The organism is Patescibacteria group bacterium (assembly GCA_041662665.1).
GTDB lineage: Bacteria > Patescibacteriota > JABMPQ01 > JABMPQ01 > JAQVVF01 > JAQVVF01.
The window spans coordinates 1-22,458 of sequence record JBAZSC010000004.1; the positions used below are offsets into that span (position 1 = coordinate 1).

The 22,458-nt window shown below is 32.0% G+C and carries 19 protein-coding genes and 1 tRNA gene; 2 read left to right on the top strand and 18 right to left on the bottom strand.

The genetic code is table 11. From position 1 onward, the window contains the following. Positions 1 to 138: 138 nt before the first annotated feature. From WC663_05600 to WC663_05685, 18 genes are all read right to left on the bottom strand, one after another. A complete protein-coding gene (locus tag WC663_05600; protein MFA6296805.1) occupies positions 139 to 2,268 on the bottom strand; it encodes an OPT/YSL family transporter in 2,130 nt (709 codons plus the stop codon). 211 nt (positions 2,269 to 2,479) lie between these two features. Then, the gene (locus tag WC663_05605; protein MFA6296806.1) at positions 2,480 to 4,399 is read right to left on the bottom strand and encodes a hypothetical protein; all 1,920 of its coding nucleotides are present in this window, start codon (positions 4,397 to 4,399) and stop codon (positions 2,480 to 2,482) included. A 95-nt stretch (positions 4,400 to 4,494) separates the two neighbouring features. After that, positions 4,495 to 5,406, bottom strand: a complete 912-nt coding sequence (locus WC663_05610; protein ID MFA6296807.1) for an FAD-dependent oxidoreductase — start codon at positions 5,404 to 5,406, stop codon at positions 4,495 to 4,497. Positions 5,407 to 5,528: 122 nt separating this feature from the next. Then, positions 5,529 to 5,717: a hypothetical protein gene (locus WC663_05615; protein ID MFA6296808.1), complete on the bottom strand. Its 189-nt coding sequence runs from the start codon at positions 5,715 to 5,717 to the stop codon at positions 5,529 to 5,531. 5 nt (positions 5,718 to 5,722) lie between these two features. Next, positions 5,723 to 7,474, bottom strand: a complete 1,752-nt coding sequence (locus WC663_05620; GenBank protein ID MFA6296809.1) for a choice-of-anchor D domain-containing protein — start codon at positions 7,472 to 7,474, stop codon at positions 5,723 to 5,725. 9 nt (positions 7,475 to 7,483) lie between these two features. Next, positions 7,484 to 7,759, bottom strand: coding sequence for a ferredoxin-thioredoxin reductase catalytic domain-containing protein (locus WC663_05625; protein MFA6296810.1), 276 nt, complete (start codon positions 7,757 to 7,759; stop codon positions 7,484 to 7,486). Then, the gene (locus WC663_05630) at positions 7,735 to 8,022 is read right to left on the bottom strand and encodes a thioredoxin family protein (protein ID MFA6296811.1); all 288 of its coding nucleotides are present in this window, start codon (positions 8,020 to 8,022) and stop codon (positions 7,735 to 7,737) included. The genes WC663_05625 and WC663_05630 overlap by 25 nt, the downstream gene beginning before the upstream one ends. Position 8,023: 1 nt before the next feature. Beyond that, positions 8,024 to 8,317 carry a hypothetical protein gene (locus WC663_05635; protein MFA6296812.1) on the bottom strand — a complete coding sequence of 98 codons (294 nt, stop codon included), beginning with the start codon at positions 8,315 to 8,317 and terminating at the stop codon, positions 8,024 to 8,026. A gap of 142 nt (positions 8,318 to 8,459) precedes the next feature. After that, a complete protein-coding gene (lgt, locus tag WC663_05640) occupies positions 8,460 to 9,902 on the bottom strand; it encodes a prolipoprotein diacylglyceryl transferase (GenBank protein MFA6296813.1) in 1,443 nt (480 codons plus the stop codon). 58 nt (positions 9,903 to 9,960) lie between these two features. Next, on the bottom strand, positions 9,961 to 10,830 hold the full coding sequence (locus WC663_05645; GenBank protein ID MFA6296814.1) for a cytochrome c biogenesis protein CcdA: 870 nt from the start codon (positions 10,828 to 10,830) through the stop codon (positions 9,961 to 9,963). A 201-nt stretch (positions 10,831 to 11,031) separates the two neighbouring features. Beyond that, the gene (locus WC663_05650) at positions 11,032 to 12,672 is read right to left on the bottom strand and encodes a hypothetical protein (GenBank protein ID MFA6296815.1); all 1,641 of its coding nucleotides are present in this window, start codon (positions 12,670 to 12,672) and stop codon (positions 11,032 to 11,034) included. A 148-nt stretch (positions 12,673 to 12,820) separates the two neighbouring features. Beyond that, positions 12,821 to 14,065 (bottom strand): hypothetical protein, encoded by a 1,245-nt coding sequence (locus tag WC663_05655; GenBank protein MFA6296816.1) that lies wholly within the window; start codon positions 14,063 to 14,065, stop codon positions 12,821 to 12,823. Between the two features lie 69 nt (positions 14,066 to 14,134). Continuing rightward, positions 14,135 to 15,082 (bottom strand): carbohydrate kinase family protein, encoded by a 948-nt coding sequence (locus tag WC663_05660; protein MFA6296817.1) that lies wholly within the window; start codon positions 15,080 to 15,082, stop codon positions 14,135 to 14,137. Positions 15,083 to 15,107: 25 nt separating this feature from the next. Beyond that, on the bottom strand, positions 15,108 to 15,464 hold the full coding sequence (locus WC663_05665) for a hypothetical protein (GenBank protein ID MFA6296818.1): 357 nt from the start codon (positions 15,462 to 15,464) through the stop codon (positions 15,108 to 15,110). A 30-nt stretch (positions 15,465 to 15,494) separates the two neighbouring features. Beyond that, positions 15,495 to 16,511 (bottom strand): type I glyceraldehyde-3-phosphate dehydrogenase, encoded by a 1,017-nt coding sequence (gap, locus tag WC663_05670; protein MFA6296819.1) that lies wholly within the window; start codon positions 16,509 to 16,511, stop codon positions 15,495 to 15,497. 184 nt (positions 16,512 to 16,695) lie between these two features. Beyond that, positions 16,696 to 19,086, bottom strand: a complete 2,391-nt coding sequence (locus tag WC663_05675; GenBank protein ID MFA6296820.1) for a chitobiase/beta-hexosaminidase C-terminal domain-containing protein — start codon at positions 19,084 to 19,086, stop codon at positions 16,696 to 16,698. Between the two features lie 102 nt (positions 19,087 to 19,188). Continuing rightward, complete coding sequence (locus tag WC663_05680; GenBank protein ID MFA6296821.1) at positions 19,189 to 19,473, bottom strand: MGMT family protein; 285 nt, start codon at positions 19,471 to 19,473, stop codon at positions 19,189 to 19,191. A gap of 73 nt (positions 19,474 to 19,546) precedes the next feature. Beyond that, a tRNA-Glu gene (locus WC663_05685) sits at positions 19,547 to 19,618 on the bottom strand. 100 nt (positions 19,619 to 19,718) lie between these two features. On the opposite strand from WC663_05685, the gene WC663_05690 reads away from it, so the two are divergent. Further along, entirely contained in the window at positions 19,719 to 21,245 is a 1,527-nt protein-coding gene (locus tag WC663_05690; protein ID MFA6296822.1) for an FG-GAP-like repeat-containing protein, read from the top strand. Positions 21,246 to 21,367: 122 nt separating this feature from the next. Beyond that, positions 21,368 to 22,441, top strand: a complete 1,074-nt coding sequence (gene tsaD, locus WC663_05695; protein ID MFA6296823.1) for a tRNA (adenosine(37)-N6)-threonylcarbamoyltransferase complex transferase subunit TsaD — start codon at positions 21,368 to 21,370, stop codon at positions 22,439 to 22,441. The last annotated feature ends 17 nt before the right edge of the window (positions 22,442 to 22,458 follow it).

Genomic DNA, 22,458 nt, shown 5'->3' on the forward strand with positions numbered 1-22,458 from the left:
TTGCTTGGAAATTTAATCATAGAATGATTTCGCTAGACAAACAAGAAGAATTATTAATTGATTTAGTTACTAAATTTGGTGGCTAAATCCAGTTATTACCCTTCACAAAAAAAATCATGTCTCAAACATGATTATAACTTATGCTTTTTGTGTCTTCGTCTTTTTCGAAGTGTACCAATAAAAGAACCAAATTGAAAATACAATAATCAACAGACTGATCCAATTCGACCAATCATAGTTCGTTGCCAAACTATAAGTTACCATTTCACCATTATCATTCACCAACGCCGGATATCCCAAGAAATGAACAAAGAACCAAGTCGGAAGATCAAATCCGTAATACTTCAAAATATACTTCAAAATTCCAGCTGTAATTCCAGCAATGGAACCTCCTGCTACAAAGCCAGTTCCAATCAAAGTACCTCGATCATACCTTTCCTTTGCCAGTTTTTCTTTTTCATCGCCATCATCTTTACGCTGTTTTGAAACAATCATTGCAATAATTGCGCCACCAAGCAATGGAATATTGTATTCAATTGGAATATACAAGCCCAAAGCTACAGCCAGAGCCGAAATTCCCATCCAGTTCAAGATAATTGCCATCGCCATTCCAAAGCCATACAAATACCAAGGCGCTTGCCCACCACCCAAAAAAGTCTTGATAATACTTGCCATTGCATTTGCCTGAGGCGCTGGCATTGGATTCTGATGAGCATCGCTCTTCACAAATCCATACTCTTGATTGATAATATGCATTGCAAAAATTACCACTGCTACTGAAACAAAAGTTGATGCTAACTTCAGTGCCTGCTGTTTTGCAGGAGTTGCTCCAAGCCAGTAGCCAATCTTCAGATCAGTCACAAAGCTTGAAGAAAACGCCAACGCAGTGCACATGAATGTTCCAAACAATGCTGCAACAAGCATTCCATCCTTGCCCTTGAAACCAAGAGCCAGCAATGCAATACATGCCAAGACCAATGTTACGATAGTCATTCCTGAAACTGGTGCATTACCCATCGTTACGGTTGCCATAATCGCTGCCGGCACAAAAACAATCAGCAAAGCAGCTGCAATAAAGAAAACGACAACTGCAATCAGAACATTCAAACCTACCAAACCAAAAATATATCCAAAAAACACCAGCATCGTAATTCCCAAAAGAATCAATACCAGATTCATCTTCAAATCCCTCAAATGCTCTTCCGAAGTTTCGCTTGAAGAAAGCTTCGTCTGCTTGAAACTCGTCTTCACCGAATCAACAATCTTTCGAAACTGCTTGATAATGCCAATCACACCAGCCATGAAAAACACACCAATACCGATTGGCCTAACAAAAACAATAAAGATATCATCAGCTGAAGCAGACGCCATTGCCGCTTCATGAGAAATTGCCTGTCCGCCTGAGATCTTCATCCACAAATAATCTGGAATGAATGGCAACAAGTCAGAATAGCCAAAAGCAAAACAAGGAACCAAAATATAATAACCAACCATGCAAGCAACACACATGTACAAAGCGAATCTGATTCCAACGAGATAGCCCATGCCCAAAATTGCCAAGCTTGTATCATAGTTGAAAAGCAACTTTCCCTTTTCTGCTACACCCTTCAATACCGGCATGTACGATGTCTGAAAAATGGACTTCCAGAATCCAAAATAATTATTGCCAAAATCAACCAGATAGCCAACCAAAAGACTGATCCAGATTGCCCTTGATTCTGCACCACTACTCACTCCAGAAACAAGAATTTCAGTGGTTGCAGTTGCTTCAGGAAATTCGTATTCTCCATGCTGTTCAACAACATAATACCTCTTCAACAAAATCATCAATAGCAGTCCAATAAAAGCGCCCAATCCAACTGCCAAAAACATCTGCAAAAACATCATCATTACATTAGAAATTTCAAGCTCCAAAATATAGATTGCCGGAAGCACAAAAAGCGCGCCAGCTGCAACGCCAGTCGAAACTGAAGCCATACTTTGGATAATCACATTCTCAAGCAACGAATTATTGCGCTTCAAAATCTTTGCCAATGCAACAGCAACAAGAGCCACAGTCATTGAAGCTTCAGGAACCTGAGCAATCTTCACACCCAAAAATGCCGATGCTCCTGTAAAAATCACGACCATGAAAAATCCAAGAATTACTGCATACGAAGAACTCTGACGCCAAGAAGAATTGTTTGAAACAACCGGAACATACTTTTCGCCATTATTCAACTTTCTCTTCCAATTATCTGGCAAACCCAACTTCTGTTCTTCTGCCATTCCTACCTCCCTTTGCCCGCCGTAACTCCGCAGAGTGAAGGCGGGATTGTTCGCCGTTTGGCGGACTTGTCGGCTCACAAAAAGCACAAATTGTAATGAACAAAAATAAGACAAAAATAACAAAACATCAATGTCTTAATATACAAAAATTAATAATTTTAGTCAACAAAAAAGAAACTATTTCTAGTTTCTTTTTATATATAAAATTATTTTACTCCTCACCATATCTTGCCAAAACTTCTGGATCAATCTTAATTTGTTTTTCTTTATCTTCAGAAATCTCCATTCCTTCTTGTTTATATCCCATTATTTTTTCATAACCAACTTTATACATTTTCACCAAATATTTCATATCAGCTTCATTTTTTTCAAGTTCTTTCAAACGTTTTTCCAATATTCCTTCAGCAATCGTTTCCACTAATTTGTTCATATTAAAAAACTCGCTCGCTGCTTCACGTAATTGTTCAAAATTTTCCAAATCATCTATATCTCTAAAAAAATGATCATAAGCGGAAAAATCAATTTCTTCAATACCCTCATACCTAAGTTTCACTTGAGAATATGAATACCTTAAAGGAGTTTTCAACCAATCACTTTTAATCCCACGCCATTTTTCTGCTAATTTTTCTTTCTTGCCTATCGTCCAAGAACTTGCTAATTTATCATATGCTTCCATTTCTTCTTTTAATCCATCCATTCTCTTTCCAAAGAATTTTACGTCTGTCGATTTCAAAATCTCTTGTTCTTCTTCAACCTTAGTCGGAACCTCTTCTTCAATTTTTGCTTGCTGATTTCTTATTTCATTTGTTAAATGCCATAAAAAAGGAAAAAGCGGATAATCTCTACGCATGATATCTTCCAAAAATGCTTTCATCTCTGCTTCACTCAATTTTCTTTGTCCAGATCTCCATTCCTGTTGAAGATACATCCAACCATGGTCCTCATAAAAACCAGGACGACTATCTTCACGAAAAACATTATGCTTATAAAAATAACTTCTTTCTGCCTCACTCGCTTTTCTTGTCTGCTCTTCATACATTGGTTTATACATCGTTTCATAATCTTCATTTCCAACTCGATTAGTTTCGAGAGCCATTTTATTAATCGCTTCGCTACCTTCAAGTCCAGACAATACAACTCCATCTTCTTCATAAAGATCCAAAAAAGGTTTATCTTGCAAAAGTCCAGTTACTTTTAATCTTTCTTGATAATTTGCTAAGTTTGACAATGTTCCTCTTTCTTCCATACCATGTCTTTCCGGACGACAAGCTAAATAATAATTCACTACTGGCAAAAGATCTCTAGCCATTTCCTGGCTTCTATTTTTTATTTCATTAAACAAATCACCTTGAATTTCCAAATTCCCATCTTCACTTACTAATAAAACTTTATCGGAAGATAAATGATAAGCACTACTTGCAATTAATCCTTCCAATACAGTTCGAGCTTCATTAACAGAAACATGACGTCCATATAAAAGTTGGGTTCCTCCTAAATTTCTTTGTAATTGCAAAAATAATTCGCTATTATTTTTTTGGGCATCTCTCAATACTCTTTTAACAATATCTCTTGAGCCAAATCTTGATAAGCTTTCTTTATCATATATTCTATTTTTGACTTCCCATGCTTCTCTTGATAATGGACTGCTATAATTTTCAGCCTGAACATAACTTTTTATCCCTTCAAACAAATCTTTTCTTTTGCTTACTTCTTTAACATCAGTCAATCTCGCCACTTCTTCCAATCCCAAAAATAATTTTCCTTTATCGTCTTTCGCCACATCACCAGATTCAGTAAAAGTTTTTAATTCGGTCGCATAATCTCTAAATTCTTTTTTCTTTAACATTGCCAATTTTTCTGGATCCAAATGAACCAATTCTTTTCCAATCCATTCTACATCAAAAGGATCTCTAGCTTCAGTAGTTTCTTGTTCTAATCTAGTTTTCAATTCCGAAATCAAATCACCAAAACGAGGATCATTTTTAAATTCCTCTTGATCTAACATAGTCGCCAGCAATTCTCTACTTGATCCGCCATAAGCTTCAACAGCATGGCCCAATCGGACTTCTTTTGACTCCTGATCAGTTGAAACTTCTTCTTCACTAATTGGATTGCCTGTATCTCTTGGCATAATATTAAAATTATTTTATTTATAATTAAAAATTTTTAATTCAGTTTAGTTTCCGCATTTTCCGCGTTAGCTTCCGCGTTATTCCGCGTAAAGAATCAGCGATTTAAATATTCATAAATTGCCAACCCAGCCTTTGCACCTTCACCAACCGAAATCGCAATTTGTTTATACTTTGTATTTGTCACATCTCCAGCCGCAAAAATTCCAGGCTCTGTCGTCATATTTTTTTCATCAACAACAATCTCGCTCTTTTCATTCAATTTTATTGCCTGTTTTACAAGTGCCGGCATTGATCCAATTTCTACGAATACTCCTTCAACTTCCAATTTATTTTTCTTTTTACTATTCAAATCTTCATAAATAATTTCTTTTACAAATCCTTTTTCATTGCCAATAAATTCAACAATCTTTGAATTATGAATTTCTTTTACATTTTTATTTTTCAAAACTTTTTCTGACAAAAATTTATCAGCAATAAATTCTTTGCCAATATCTAAAATATAAACAAATTTTGCAATCATTGATAATTCATTTGTTGCATCCAATGCCGCATTTCCTCCGCCAACTACTACTACATTTTTATCTTTAAACATCGGCGCATCGCAAGTCGCGCAATATGATACGCCTTTGCCCACAAACTTTCCTTCATTCTGTACACCCAATCTTTTTGGCTTGCTTCCTGACGCAATCAAAACAGTTTTACCCAAAAAAGATTCTGCATTTGTTGCCACTTTAAAATTTTCATTTTCTTTATCAATCTTGTTAACCAAAGCATTTTCTTTGACCAAAATATTTTCAAACAAACTTATATGCTCTCGCATTTTTTTTGCAAAATCAGTTCCTTTTATTTTTCCTAATCCTAAATAATTTTCTATCTCCCAAGCTTCTTTCACTTGCCCGCCAATTTCTTTGCATAAAATTAATGTTTTCAATTCTTTGCGCGCAGAATAAATTCCAGCTGACAAAGCAGCTGGTCCGCCGCCAATTATAATCAAATCATATATCATATTTTTCTAATTATTTTCAGATCTTAAATTTGTTAAATATTCTTTCAATTCGCTATATAAATTATTTAATTTTCTTGCTTCAATCACATCTTTAGTTTTTGCTTTTTCTAAACTTAGCCAATCTAAAAATATTTTTGTTGCGCAAAAGAAAAATCATTCCTAGCTACTTCAGCCAATTTTTTATTAATCAAAATTTTTTTAGAGTCTGACAATCCAGAATCTTCCACAACATCAACAAAACTAGTTTTTAGTTCTTCATTTTTTATAGCTTTCGCTTTTGCCAAACTGATCTCTCTAAATCCTTCAGACATAAATTTTATTTAATACCAATACCAAAATAATAATTAGCATTATCTAAGTTTGTATAATATTTGATTAGAGTATTATTTTTAGTTGATAATTCTGCCTTTAAATTTTTCCATTCCAAACCATCATAATACTTTAATCTCAAGTTTTTTTCTTTAACAAGCTTATTTCTTTTCTTCAAAGCTTTAAATTCTTTTTGGCTATACTTAAATTTAAACTTAATTTTATAATTTTTACCACTATAATTATAAAAATTATTATTTAGTTTAATATATTTTTTCAAAAATATCTCTGACGATTGAGCTGGATTTAAATATTTTTTATATTTTCTAATTTGCAAATAATATTTTACTTTTTTTAATTTTTTTGGATATTTTTTAAATTTCAAAGTTAAATTTTTTGCATAAAGATTTTTGTTTTTCTCAATTAGCACTTGCTTAGATTTTGGTCGCTTAGTAACAAAACGATCCGCATAAATACTAGCACCGCTCAAATTTATCAAAGTTGTAATATGATCTGGATCATTAGATGTTATCGTTAAACTAGCAGTTTTTGAACCTGAAGTTTGTGGTCTAAAAACGACATCAAAAGTACAAGTCCCTTGCGGTATTATTGATTCGTTTGAACAATTATCATTTTCTAATACAAATTCATCATCAGTTGAAGATATTTGATTTAAATTCAAATTAACTGTCCCATAATTGAAGACTGTAATATTTTCTATTCTCTCCTCGCTAGCTAAAGTTCTCTCAAAACTTAAATCAGATTCAGAAACAGAAATAATTGGTTGCTGTTCTAAAAAAGTTCCTACTGCATAAGGCCTATTTCCAACGGAAATTGTATCAATAACAGTATTAGTTGACACATCAATCACTGATATATTCTTAGAATCTTGATTTACAACATAAACTCTAGTACCTAAATAATTTGATGATATTCCCCATGGAGCATCGCCAACAGTTATAGATCCAATTACTGAATTATTAGTTGTATCAACTATTTTGACTTCATCAGTTAAAATATTAGTTGCATATAGCAAACTGCCCAACGGATTCAAAGCTAATCCGGTTGTATCAGTACCAGCTCCCATACTAATAGAAGTAAGATACAAATCATTAACAGTATCAATTACTGCAACATATCCATTGCTCGATCCATCAAATGATGCAACATATAATCTAGTCCCAGCCGAATTAATCACTGCATCATGAAGAAAATTTCCAACTCCGCTTATTGTTTTTATTACGGTATTAGAATTCAAATCAATAACTGAAACATCGCCTCCATTAAAATTCGCAACATATAATTTTGTTCCCAACGGATTAATTGTTAATCCCGCCGGACTATTTCCAACAGTTATTAAAGCCTCTTGCTCATCTGTTGCTACATTTATAACTGAAACATACCCGGACAAATTTCCTAATGACACATAGCCTTTTGTCCCAGATGGATTAAAAACAATTCCATAAGGCTGATCAACTAAAGATATTGTCTTAACTACTTCTAAAGTCGTAGTATTAATTACTGAAATACTATTACCAAAAGCATTAGTAATATAAACTTTAGTCCGATCTGGCGTAATTCCAACGCCTAAAGAAAAATTTCCTGCACCAATAGTCTTTATCACACTATTAGTTGCTGTATCGATAACTGAAACGCTATTATCATCAGCATTCGTAACGTAAGCATAAGGTCTCGCCCAGACAATCGCTGGTAAGACAAATAAGAGAGCCCCATAGAGAATTAATAGTAGCTTTTTCATAATATAAAATTATTTTTTAATAAATAAACCACACCAACATTCTCCTTTTTCTTGCCATACTTTTTGTACAAAAAAATTGCAAGGACAAACTAATTTCAAATCCTCAACTGCATTTCCGCTTTTCATTCGGCAAGGACAAAATTTCAAACCATGTTTTTCTTCATTATTCAAAACACCAGTTGCCAATTTTTCAACTTTTGAAGAATCTGGATTAATCTTAAAAACTTGTTGTTGATTTCCCAATTTTTTCCAAACTTCGATTATTTTTGTTGTTTTTGTATCCATTGTTTTAATTTTTCATAATTAAGCTCTCCGCATGTACAATCTTTTGTGTCCATATTTATAAAAACAGGAACACCCATCTCTCCTCCACAAGCTTTTTTTATCGTTACAGTATCCTTTTGCATCTCCGCTGCATTTTCATCATTTTGCCAAACTTCTTTTTTTTCTATTTCTACATTTAATTCTTTTTGTACTTTATCAATCAATGGCATCATTGCCTGGCAATGTGGACAATCTTGTCCATGATACATAACTATTTTTGCCATATTATTTTTTTAATGTTAGTAAAATTATATCAAATTCCTCTCGACTAATTTCAACATAAACATTCTGGTGCTTACAAGTCGGACATAATGCTGACCATCTTTTCCCAAAATGAATGTCATTACAAACAATACACCTCCAATATTTTTTGCCAATTAATCGCAATGTGTAGAAAAAAACAGAAAAATTTTTTCTTTCATAATAAGTATTAACATGTCCGCAAGTGGGACACCTTTCTGGCCCCTCAATTCCAAAATGAATATCTCCACAAACTCTGCATCGATAAACTTTTTTCATTTTTATTTTTCCTAATCTTTAATATTCTTTATTATAACATAATTATTAAAATCAAAAAACCCACGAAATCGTGGATTTTTTAATCATTCGAAAAAAATATTAGTGGTATTCGAAAAGTTATTCGAGTGAGGCCGAAAATTTATTAGAGTGATTTCAGCTCCTCATCAATAATCTGTTTAAATGCTTCAAATGGTTGTGCACCAACAATTTTTCTACCATTAATAAAGAATGCTGGAGTTCCATCTACACCTACTGCCTCGCCATCAGCTAAATCTTTTTTAACTTCATCAGCAAATTTATTGCTATCTAAACATTGATTAAATTTTACTGTATCTAATTTTAAATCGCCAGCATATTTTTTCAAATCCGCGACTGTCAAAGCTTTCTGATTAGCATATAATTTATCATGATATTCCCAATATTTTCCTTGATCATTCGCGCATTGTGAAGCTTCAGCTGCTTTTTGTGCATCCTTATGCATTGCCAAAGGAAAATCTCGATATACCAATTTCACCTTGCCACTATATGTATCCAAAATCTTTTTTAAAGTAGGTTCAGCTTTTTCACAAAATGGACATTCAAAATCAGAAAATTCAACAATTGTTATTTTTGCGTTTTTATCTCCTTTTATTGGATCATCATCAGTACTTACATCAACAACTGCTTCCTCATTAGTATTTACAACTTGTTTTGCCTCGCCTTTTACTTCATTGCCAACATCATTACCTTTATTACTAAAAATTATTGCACCCGCAATTATTGCTCCTGCAATTACAATTGCCAAAGGCATAAACATTGCACTAGATTTTCCTGATCTTTCTTCATTCATATTTTTTTTATTATTTTTTAGTTTTAACTTAATTAAAATAATTAAACCAATCACTGCGACTAGAATTGATATCCATTGAGAAATCGTTAGATTAAAGTATCTTACATCAAAATTTCTAAACATGTCAATAATTAAAAATCTGAAAAAAGAATACCAAATTAAAAAGCTCGCAAAAATTACGCCATCTGTCTTTATTTTTTTTCTTAACAACCAAAATATCACAAAAAATAATAAACATAATAATGATTCATACATCGCAGTCTCGTGTCTAACAACACCATTACCCATATTAATCCCAAAAAAACGCACATTTTTCATTACAATGCCTAAATGATCATGAATCAAAAAACAACCAATTCTACCAACAAACAATCCAAACGACATTGCCAAAGAAATGACATCTACAACTTTCCAAAAATTTAGTTTCTGTTTGAATATATAAATTAAATCTAAAATAAATGCCAAAATCAATCCGCCATAAAAAACCATTCCACCTTCCCAAACTTTAAAAATATCCCAAAAATTTTTAAATTCATTATGGTATTGAATTAAATAAAAAATTCTTCCGCCCACAAATCCGCCAATTAAACTTAACAAAACCAAATTTAAAATATGATCGGTATTTATCTTTTTTTCTTTTGCTAATCTGTTTGCAAAATACCAAGCCAATAAAAAAGCAAAGGCTTGAAACAAGCCCCACACAAATATTTTAACTGGCCCTAAATTTATGTATTCAAGAGTAAAATAAGGAATCATGACAATCAATTTCTAATTTCTAATTTCTTAATATCCGAATTTCCGAATATCTTAATATCTATAGCAATACCAATATTATCCCCATTATTACAAGAGTAATTCCCATAATCAGCTTCAATGTTCGAAGTTTTGATTCCTGCCATTCTTTTAAAACTGCAATTTTCCTGCCAGCCAAAACCAAAACCCAAATCGCAACTAACGGCAAAACAAATAACAAATTATAAAGTATCAGATAAAAAACAATTTTTACAATTCCTAAATTATCATGTATGATCGAAACTGATCCAACATACAAAGGCAAAGAACATGGCATTTCAAATAACGTTACCAAAATTCCTAAAATAATTGTTGATGGAATGCTCGCCTTTTCCACAAATTTCGTTAACATCCATCTTCTTTTTTGTGATACTTCCAAAGAAAAACCCTGACCATGCCACCAAAAATCTTTGATATTAATAAGACCTGCTAAAATTATAAAAAATGCCAATACATATTTTAGATATAAAGAAATATCGCCAAAATAAGGCATTGTCACCAAAATATCAATGAACTTGTAGAAAAATATTCCAACTAAAAGATAAGTCAAAAAAACAGTCACAATGTAAATTCCGCCAATTTTAAGAATTTCTTTAAACTTTTTGCCATTATCTTTTTCTTCAGGATGAACAAAAATAATTAAATAGCCTAAAAGCAAAATTATCAATCCAATCGCGCATGGATTTATGCCATCAATCAATCCAGCAACTATCACAATAGGCAAAGTTAATTGTTCGGCATTCAAATGCAACATTTGTCCGACATCACAACCAAAAATAACAATTTTTTGCGCTTTACAAGTCGCTTCCGCAGCCAAAACTTGGTTAGTAACTAGCAAACAGTAACTAGTAATTAGCAAAATAAAAACACTGATTTTTCTAAAATATTTCATAAACTAAATCTAACACAAAAATTTATTCGGAACAATATTTCACCCTTCGGGTGACCACCCGCAGGGTGGCAATATTCAATATTCAATTCTAGCATCCAATCTTCGTAACAATATCCAAATTTCCTAATTTCCGAATATCTTAATATCCGAATATATTTCGAAATACTTTATAAACTTTAAGAACTTTATAGACTTTACAAACTAGAGTATCTCTTCCCGTTTTTCCTTGATATACACAATCCAATCTTCAATAATTTCAATCATTAATTGGAATGGCGCTTCAATCAAAAAATCCATAATAAAAATAAAAACATTAACTCTAGAAAAAGTATTAGAGATCCATCTGCCAAATCTCAAAATTGGCAAAGTAAAAATATCAAAAATAAATGTGATTATATTCTCTTTTTCTGTTTGTAAAATCAATTCTCGAACACTTTGCCGTAAAGAAACGCCAAAGAAACAAACGATACTGAATAACACAATGAAAATACCACCAGAAACAACATTAAAATCAAGTTTATGTAAAGACCAAATAATAAAACCAAACGTCATTGAAAAAACTAACAGATACAATGCCGAAAAAATAAAATTAAAAATAAATTTTCTTTTTCTCAATAAAACTTTTTCTTTGACAAAAATTTTTCTTTTTACATCATCGTAAACAATTTCTTTTATGCCAGAAATAATTTTGTCAGAATTTTTTTCACCTGGTACTCGAACAAGCAATGCTACCAAAAATATCAAAAATGGCGGAACTAAAATATTCACAATAAATGCTGGATAATTTATCAATGACAAAAAAATCAATTCATACGGCACTTCTATAACTAATGCCAATAATATTTTTGTTAGCAAAATGTAAATAACTGCTCTAACAGCTTTGCGTCTTAATTTTGTTTTAAATTCTGCATATTTTTCTGAACAAACAGAACGCAATTTATCTTCCAATGATAAAATATCTGGCGGTGCAAAAGGATCAAATTCCAACGATGGCTCTGGCGGATTGATAAATAATTCCTTAGCATTCTCTGGACTCTGTTCAATAAAACTTTTTAAAATCACAAACGGCGCCACATATTTTCGAACTAGCTGGTACAACCGATTCGCCATTTTATGATTCAATTGCCGATCTATTCCATCTTTAATTAAATCAATATCATTCGCAATTTTTTCAATTGTTTGATATGAAGGCGTAGCAAACCAATTTGGAAAATGCAATCTAAACAAATGGTAAGACAAAATATCATCATCTGACTTTATCAATGCTCGATGAATCGCAATATAAACTTGAATATCTTTCTCGCCTTCCTTAATTCCTTGCTGCTCTAAAGAAATTTTCTTAGCCAGCATATCGTACATGCAATTTACTAATGCTGTTTCCACTATTTTCGGTTTTAATAAATTATCAATTTCACAAGCTGAAATTGCCAGCAACCATTCAATTTTTTTCAATGAACCTGGCAATTGCCTTTTTGCCAATTGATTATTTAAAAAAATATATTTATTCAAAATCGCGCTGATTTCTTCAACTGTTTCTTCAGTCACGCTCATATTTTTCAAATGCCTTGATCTAATCAATTCTCGAACTAACGAATCAGCAATAATTTTTGCCTTATTTTTATGGACAAATCTTCTTTTCAGAATTCTCAAAATTGCGCTTTTTCGTAATAAATGCTCTTCGCGATAATCAACTGCTGTTCTAATTTTTTCATAAAAAAAAGACAAAGTGGAAATAACTTCATTTACTTTTATTACGGATCCTTTTCTCTTCTTATCCAAAGTCGATGCTTCGAAGAAAGCATCAAACAAATCATTGGCTTTTTTAGATAATCTTTTTTGCATAACAAGCTATCTTAGCTAAATATGCAATTTTAGTCAACAAAAAACCCAAATAATTTTAGGTTTTTAGATATAAGATATCTGTGTTATCTGTATAGAATCTGTGTTATCTGTATAGAATCTGTTTTAAATCTGTGTAAAATCTGTAGCATTAGACTTCAATATATCCTTTTTCCCAATTATCAATAATCATTTTTTCCATCATTGTTTTACCGCCGACATATTCATAGAAAATCTTATTCCATAATGATTCTTGATGGTGATAAAGATATTTAATCATCTCTTTTCGCTTCGCCAAACCCATTTCATTATCAATCAAATTAAAACTAATCAGTTCATCATTCAAATCGCCTTTAAAAAAATCTCCGACAAAATTCAAACCTTCCCAAAAAGCAAATTCTAAACCTTTAAATTTAACATCGAGTTTTGATAATGATTCTTCTGCTTTTGACCAATGAATTGTTTCTGGATTTACATGCGGTTCAAATAACCTGAAGTCATTTTCATCATCTTTTGCTAAATATCTTTGTACAATTCTAAAAAAACCAAATGGCATTTTTTCACTCAACACATCGCCACGAATTAATGAATCTAAATTATTTGCAAATTTTCCATCTGTTTTATGTTTTTCAATTAATTTAGAATAAAAAGGAATTTCGTTCAAATAATGCAAAATCAAAGAAAACATTCTCAAGGTTTCACCTGCAATTCCAGATGAGATTGGAATAATAAAAATTATTCCTAATTCTTTTAAATGGCTTAAATTATGATATTTTTTCTTAATAAATCTTTGGGCAATTCTTAACCATTTTTCATTTAAAACAATTACTTCGATATCACGATACTCAAAATCTGATGGCTGTAACTTTAGATAAGCTTTACTAAAAACATTATTCATCCAATCTCTTGATTCAACAAATCTAAGTGCCGCATATACTTCTCTCCAATCTTCTTTTTCTAACAATAATTCCATACTTTTGTACTTCAAAGCTGACAAAATATTCGGCGGCGGATTTTTTAATAAAAATTCTTTTGCCTTGTCTTTTTTTATAAAAAAACCTCGCTTATTATCTGTAATCTCCAATGCTACTTGTATTGCTTTAGAACAAGATTCTTTTTTTTCACAAATCGGTTGACCAAGCATTTCAAACAAAGCTCGATCATCTCTTTTTAATTTTAAAATAATTGCTTTATGAATAGTCAACGCATGACTATTTTTCGGCAATTTCAAAATTCCAAGCAATTCCTTTATTCGAAAATTATTTTCCGAAACAATTTTATCCAATACTAAAGATTTTTTAAACTTTTTTTCCATCAACTCCGCAGTTTTTAAAACAGTAACCTTGTCGGTTCTCAAAATTCTCGCAATTTTTTCCGCTGAAACATAGTTTGCCATAAAATATAAGTTAATAGAAAACAGAAAACAGAAACAACGACGACGTTACTGTTTCCTATTTTCTGTTTTCTAGAGCAGATAATTCTCTACTTTCACTTTATCAAATTTATTTAATCCACTCTTCGTCATTAATCCATTCTTTGCTCCAATTTTTTTCACAACTGATGATGCATTAGCAGTTGCTAATTGAATTGCATAATTAACATCATTTTTAAAAAATAGTCCAGAAACAAATCCAGATCCAAAAGCATCTCCAGCACCAGTACTTTCAACAGCCTTACCTCCCATTGCCTTTGCTTTATAACAAGTTTTTCCGCTACAAGCTTCAACACCTTCCATTCCATTTGTAATTACTACTATTCCATCAGTCAAACTGTCTAATTTTTCAAAAATTTCTTTTGCATTTTTTAAACCAGTCAATTCTTTTGCTTCATCAAGATTTAAAATCAACACGCCAACTTTTGCTAAAAAAGGTTTTAAAGAAGTCATGCCTAATTTTATTTCCGAATTTCCAGGATTCCACGCAATTCTTATTTTTTTATCATTTGCACAATCAAAAATAGTTTTCAGAACTTTTACATTACCAGACAAAGAAGTAATGTAAAACCATTTTGCATTAATTTTATTACATGGAATATCAGACTCTTTAAAATATTCACTTGTCCCTCGATGCACCAAAGCAACTCTGCCATTTTCAGTTGAAATAATAATTGAATAAGCTGTATATAGGTCTTTAGTTTCAGTAATAAATTGTGAACTAATCCCAAATTTTTTTAAATCTTCTAACACTGCCATACCTCCTGGATCATTTCCAATTCTACTAATACAAGCAGTATTCAATCCAAAATTTGAAAAAGTTGCTGCTGCATTAGTTGCTCCTCCGCCAGTAAAAAAGAAAATCTCATCAACATCATTTTTTGATCCCAAATCAAAAGATAATTTATCTTTAGTTATAGGAAATTTTCCTTTCAAAAAAACATCGCGAGTCGCTGATCCAATTGTAATTACATCAAACATAAATAAAAATATTAATAAAAAATATTTAAATTATTCTATTGCCTAATCCTTCTATCATTTTTTTCATCGCCTGTATCATTTCTTCTTTATCAGATGAGCCTTTGGTCAAAACAGAATTAGCATTAGTTGCTAAGAAAGTATGGACTTCTTTTAATGATGGAGTAACTTCGGATAATTTAAAAATATTACCAACCTTTTCTATATAAATTCCTTCACCCTTCACATTTCTAAAACCATTTTCATTTTGATGAAAAGTTTTTGATGCCAATTCTTGAATTTCTTGAAAAGCTCTTTCAAATTGTTCAAAATTAAGTTCCTGAAGATCTAAATTTTCGAAATTCTTAGGTCCCTCAACATCTAAAGCAGGATGTTCTCCTATCATAATTTTGTTATTTAGTTATTTATAATTTCGTTATTTTATTAATGCTCCAGATTTAACAACATGCTCTACTAAAGTAACAGCGTATCCCCATTCATTGTCATACCATGCCATAACTTTAACCAAATTTCCGCCAACAACTTTTGTAAATTCTGAATCAACAATACTAGCATGAGAATTCTTAATAATATCATGTGAAACGATTGGTTCCGTAGAAAATTCTAATAAATTTTTCCATCGATCTTCTTTGCTCGCATCTTCCAAAATTTTATTTACTTCGGAAACGTTTGTTTCTTTTTTTGAAATAAATGTCACATCAGCAATAGAGCCACAAACAACCGGAACTCTAACAGCAATGCCATCAAATTTATCTGCCAATTCAGTTATTGCTTCAGTAGTTGCTTTTGCAGCTCCAGTTGTTGATGGCACCAAATTTTGCCCTGCTGATCTTCCACGTCTCATATCTTTCAAATCAGCTGGACCATCAACCAAGCTTTGAGTTGCAGTATAAGCATGAGTTGTATTCAACAACGCTTTTTCAATTCCTAATTTTTCATTTAAAATCGCAACAACCGGTGAAATAGCATTTGTTGTACAAGATGCGTTTGAAGTAATCACATCATCTTTCATTTTTTCTTCATTAACTCCTAATAAAATAGTTGGCACGCCTCCTTTTGCTGGTGCAGAAATTACCACTCTTTTTGCGCCAACTGTTAAATGCATTTTTGCCTTTTCTTTTTCCGTAAACACGCCAGTACATTCAACACAAACATCAACATTCAATTCTTTCCATGGCAATTTGCTTGGATCTTTTTCTTGAGAAAAATTAACTTTCTTGCCTTCCACAACTAAATTTCCATCAACAACTTCAACTTTCTTATCATATTTTCCATAGACCGTATCATACTTCAAAAGATAAGCTAAATTTTCTAAATCTCCCAAATCATTAATTCCTACAATTTCCATTTCATCTTGCCGATCAAACGCAATTTGAAAAAATTGTCTGCCGATCCTGCCAAATCCATTGATTGCTACTTTTATTTTGTTCATAAAAATTCTTTTTTAAATAATAAAAACACCTGCTTCCCCTCCTTATAAAACAATTATAACAAATTTTAACAATTCAGCCAAACCAAAAAAGGGCACGTGCCCTTTTCAAAAAAGTTATTAGCAAATTATGAGCAAGTTAAAAAAATTGAATAAATTTTTTTAACAGCAAAAGATTAACGATTCTTTATTCAAAAAAGAAATCTTGGCTATCCGATGTTTCTAAATTAGTTGAATTAGATAAGGCATTCTTCTCAGCAATCACGAATTTAATCTTTTTTAATGTTCTGAAGTAAAATGATGGAGCAAATGGTCTGTTCTTTGTCTTGATATCTAAAGGATTTGGAACAGGATTTTTAGGTATCTTTACAAGATAATTTCTAATCTTAAATTTCAAAGTATGAGTTGTTTTGTTTTGATAAATTCTGTATGGTCCTCGCCAAATTCCGTCTCTATCTTTAATAAATAGTCTTAAATTCTTTTCTTTGATCTTTGTCTTGTTTAATTTAGATTTTGAATATCTAACAGAGACTCTGAAATTAATATGTTTATTAACATTTTTCTGATAGGCTCTTTTGACTGTACCAATATTTGATAATAGCTTTAAGTATCCTGGATAGCTGTTTTTCTTTGTAAAACCATTTAGATGTTTCTTTTTGTTTCTAATTAATTTGATATATAGATCGTTGATTGATTTTTGTTTAGGAAGAAGATAGAAAAGAAGATCTGCATTATCTTGTTGACTTTGATAAGTTTGGTTTAAAATTACATTTTCTAAATTAAGTTTTTCAATGAAAGGAATAACTGGAGCTTCAGTATTAATAATATATTCTTCAGTTTTTACACTTTCTGAATTTCCAACATTATCAACTGAAAAGAATTTTAGAGTTGTTGTTTCAGAAATTTCGATTGGCGAAGAATAGACTAATGATGAAGTAGTTGGTTCTGTGCCATCAGTTGTGTAATATGTTGTAGCGACGCCAGAATTATCATCAACTGCTGTCAAGGTAACAGATTGAACTGATGTGTAAGTTTCACCAATTGGAGAAGCAGTGGTTATTGGTGCTACTGTATCAATAACATAAATCTCTGTTTTCACAGCTTCTAAATTACCAATGGCATTTTCTGAAAAGAATTTTAAGGTTGTATTCGTTAAAATATCAATCGGACTAGAATATGTTGGTGAAGCTTCTGTTGGGTCTGAACCATCTGTTGTATAGTATGTTGTTGCTGTCTTATTTGGAGTCAAAGTAATTGATTGAGCGCTATTGTATGTATCACCTACTGGAGAGGCAGTTGTAACTGGAATATCACTATCCAATACATCGACAATTGTTTGGGCAATTTCCGTATACCCTGCTACATTTTCGTGTACTCCATCACCAGAATCATATATGGCCTGTATATCCCAGTAATTACCAGCGTCTCCACCAACTCTAAATTGCCCGATATGTGGTTTGCTGTCAACTACTATGGCGGACGAGTACGAAGTGGCTATCAGATTTACAAGGTGTGTTTCCCAATCACTTCTTATCTGCCAGTTAGCATTCGACCTTGCAGTGAATGGTGTCGATAGCAGAACTACAGGTATAATATTATTAGTTACACAGGCATCAAGCATTGAAGTCCAATTGGCAAGAAAGATTGCCTCGGCCCCTTCTGCACTTGTGTCATCATTTGCGCTGGCTTCTATTATTGCCATCCTGGGGTGTAAATTAACCACATCATTCGTAAATCTTGCAGCAATTTGGGTAGATGTTTGACTTCCAATACCCATATTCTGATATGTTGCAGAATGCAAAAGAGAGAATTGGTAACTAATAGAACTACTAAGTGAATATGTCGTACTGTTTTCAATAAACGAATAGTTTGCTGGATGTCCAGCCACAATAGAATCTCCAATATATACTATTTGAGGAGCTTGCATATAAACTTTGACAGGAAGTATTGAAGTGTATGGAGATTGTGCCGACCAATTATAATTAGTCGCACTAGGAGTCGCATCGTAAGCAAAATAGGCTGAGTTAGCCGCTTGACCAATTAATACATTCCATTGGTTACTACCTGCTCCACTAATAACTATTCCACATGCGATATAGTCTCCCTCTTGCACTGTCCAGGTAGTAGAGGGTGTAATATTTTTAGTCGCAGGTAAACCAGTTAATTGGGCTAATACGTCTTCTTGATAAATTCTATCAAAAGTTGCGCCATTCTTACGCCATATCTGTATATAATAATTAGTTATATTAGTAACATTATTTACGTGAATAGACAAATGGTCTATGACTCCATTTTGTCTAATACGCGACCTGTTATTATTAAGTAACCGATATCCGCTTGTATGTAATGACCCATCGACACCCGAGTTGCCACCAACAGTTAATATTGCATCATAGCCACCAGCTTCAACAATATTCGAATTTGGAGCCATATCCCATGCATATGTAGAAGTAGGTACAAGCAAAATAAGTATCGGGATTAACAAGACCGCAAGTAAAATTAAAAAAGAGTTAAAAATTTTTACTTTTCCATTAAGCCCCCCCCCTCGTACTTTTTTGTTTATATTTAAATTATCCATTTTGTTTTAATTAATTTGTATTTTTAATTCTAAAAAATACAAAACAACTCACAGAGTTTTATCAAAATTATTATAGCACAAAATATTATTTTCTAAAAATCATCACACAAAAAACTTATCCACATCTATTTTATTTTTCTTAATTTCAATTCCTTCTTGTCTTAACAATTTTATTTTCTTTTTTAATCCTTTATTATATCCTCCAACAAAACCATCACTTCTTATCACTCTATGACATGGCACTTCTTTATTAAAATTTTTATTCAAAATATTACCAACAGCACGATAAGCTCTAGGTTTATTTATCTTCTTTGCAATTTTTTTATAAGTAATAATTTTACCTTTTGGAATTTGCTTACAAATTTTATAAACTTCTTCTTTAAACATAAATTTATTATATCAAAAAAGCCTACTAAAATTGAAGTAGACTTTTTTTAAATTTTTAAAAATGATATTTAAATACCGCCTAGGGGAATCGAACCCCTGTTGTCAGGATGAAAACCTGATGTCCTAGCCACTAGACGAAGGCGGCACAATTATTCTATATACACAGAATAATACTAAAATTACTTAAAGTCAATACTCAAACAATATATTATTTGTTATAATAAAATAAATATTACATAAAATTCATGAAAATAAAAACAACAATTTTAATTTTGTTATGTTTTCTTTTTACTCCTTTTTTAACATTAGCGGAAGGCTCATCTGCCATATCCTACAGTTTTACTTGGCCATTAGATAAATGGATCTTTGACATGGAAGGTCAAAAATTTGGCACTATCAGAGGATCTGGGATTTATCATCTTGGCGATGATATTGGAATACAAGCAAACTCACCAGTTTATGCAATTGCCACAGGAGTTGTAAAAAATATTGGCGTTTATACTGATTTCGGCACTGTTATTTTAATTGAACACACATTAGCAAATCAAGAAAAAATTGTTTCATTATATGGTCATCTTGGACGAGACACTCAAGTTGAAAAAGGACAATTTGTTAATAAAAATCAAATTATTGGTTATATCGGTACTACAGATGTTAATGGAGGCTGGCCAGAACATCTTCATTTCGGAATCAGAAAAGGCGCCTATGTTACAAATTGGGTCTATTGGGGCTTAGGGTCAAAGGACAAATTAAATGATTGGCATAATCCAACTGATTTTTTATGGTACAAAATTAATAATCCAGATGTTAATTCTGGAAAAATTGTAACCTCCCCAAATTATCCTGGACGATCACACATTAGAATTTTTGACGAACAAGGTCTTGCCATTCCAACTTTTGATTTCTTCGCTTACCCTCCAAAGAACAAACAAGGATCTCAAATTTCTCTTGGCGATATCAATAATGATCAAAAACAAGAATTAATAATTAGCTCAAATAGTTATAAACCACAAATAAAAATTTTTAACAAAAATTCACAAGACTTTATTGCCAAATTCAAACCATTCTCCAAAAAATATAATGGCCAAATTAATCTTGCAACGACAGATTTAAATTTAGACGGTCAAGATGAAATTATTGCCACATCTAGTTCAAATCAATATCCAAAAATAAAAATATTTTCTTTATCCGCCGAAGTCCCGCAGGACGAAGGCGGACTATACAAAACAACAAACACTTTTATAGAATTAACAAAAATTCCAAGTCCATTTAGCCATAAAATAAAATGCGGAATTAATTTAACAACTATTGATCTAAATAATGATGGCAAGAAAGAGATTCTCGCTACACCAGCCAATAATAAAAAATCAGTTTTAAAATATTGGGACGGCACAACTTGGCAAATTTTAAAATCCAGGATTTTCAAAAAAACTACCGCAAAATTAACAACTGGCGATATTGATGCAGATGGCAATGAAGAAATAATTGCTGGCTCACAATCAAATACAAGATCAGTCATCAAAATTATTAATAAAAATGGACACATCAGAAAGAAAAAAATTAAACCATTTGCCAGATATAATCAAGACGGAATAAATATTTCAACAGTTGATTACAATAATGATGGCATTACTGAAATAATTACTTCAATTGCCAAAAATGGCTCGCCTAGAATTAAAGTTTTTCAATATCCTCAAAATATTGCCATTGCCAATTTTTTAGCCTATAATGAAAATTTCACTGGTGGTGTAAATATAGTGGGAATAAAATAACTGCACTAAAATTACAAATCCCAAATTCCAAACAAATTACAAACCACAAATTACAAATCGCTTTTTTGTGATTTGAAATTTGGGATTTGTTTGGAATTTGGAATTTGTTATTTAAGACACGTATGTTAATTTTAGGTATCGACACATCCTGCGACGACACATCAGCCGCCATAGTCAAAGACGGCTCTTTTGTTTTATCAAATATTGTTTCTTCTCAAACAGAAATCCATAGACAATTCGGCGGAGTTGTTCCAGAAGTTGCAGCAAGATCTCACATTGAATTAATCATTCCTGTTATTAAACAAGCTTTGCAAGAAGCAAATATAAAAAAAGAAGAATTAGATTTAATTGCCGTCACCAATGGTCCAGGTCTAATTACATCTTTAATGGTCGGCATTGATACTGCCAAGTCATTAGCCTATTCTTTAAATAAAAAAATCATCGCTATCAATCACATCGAAGGCCATATTTACTCCAACTGGCTCGTTCAAAAAAATAATTTCCGAATTTCCGAATTTCCCCTGTCCGCCGAAGCCAAACAAAGTGAGGCGAAGGCGGAGAATTTCCAATTTCCAATATTATGTTTAATAGTTAGTGGTGGTCACACTGAATTAATTTACATGAAAGATCATCTAAATTACAACGTCATCGGCCAAACCAGAGACGATGCTGCTGGCGAAGCCTTTGATAAAGTCGCTAAATTATTAGATATCGGCTATCCAGGCGGACCAATTATTTCCAAATTAGCAGAATCTGGAGATGATCAAGCTTACAATTTTTCTCGGCCAATGATTAATTCTAAAGATTTTGATTTTAGTTTTTCTGGATTAAAAACAGAAGTCTTAAGATTAACAAAAGAAAATAATATTTTTTCAAAACAACAAATTAACGATATTTGCGCTTCCTTCCAAAAAGCAGTTGTTGATACTTTAATTTTTAAGACAATAAATGCCGCCAAAAAATATAATGTCAAAACAATTATGTTGGGTGGCGGAGTTTCTGCAAACAAATCTTTACGAAAAAACCTTGAACAAAAAATCCAACAAGAGATCCCAGACTCTCACTTCTCAATTCTCAATTCCCAATTCTCAAGCGATAATGGAGCGATGATCGCTAGCACAGCCTATCAATACGCTAAAAATAACAAGTTTAGCGATTTCTCAAAAATCATTCCAGAAGCAAATCTTTCGCTATAAATCTTAAACTGCCAAAA